General features: G+C 65.7%; 1 protein-coding gene. It reads left to right on the top strand.

From position 1 onward, the window contains the following. Positions 1-420 (top strand): mechanosensitive ion channel family protein (locus tag AC1DS3_RS39545; RefSeq protein ID WP_477129490.1); only part of this gene is annotated, 420 nt, incomplete at both ends.

Here is a 420-nt window from a genome sequence, read left to right on the forward strand (position 1 = left end):
AAGGTGGACCCCACGCTGCTGCGCTACGTGGGCTCGATCATCACGGTCACGCTGAACGTGGTGCTGGTGATCGGCATCCTCGGCTACTTCGGCATCCAGACCACCAGCTTCGCGGCGCTGATCGCCGCCGCGGGCGTGGCCGTCGGCATGGCATGGTCCGGCCTGATGGCCAATTTCGCCGCCGGTGCCTTCCTGATCGTGCTGCGCCCCTTCAAGGTGGGCGACTTCGTCACCGCGGCCGGGGTCACCGGCACCGTGCGCGAGATCGGCTTGTTTGCCACTACGCTCGATACGCCGGACAACGTGCTGACCGTGGTCGGCAACAACAAGATCTTTGCCGAGACCATTCAGAACTTCACGGCCAACCCGTCGCGCCGCGTCGAGCTGAAGGCGCAACTGGCCGGCAGCACTGACCATGCC

Source organism: Cupriavidus sp. 01L46 (genome assembly GCF_056399905.1).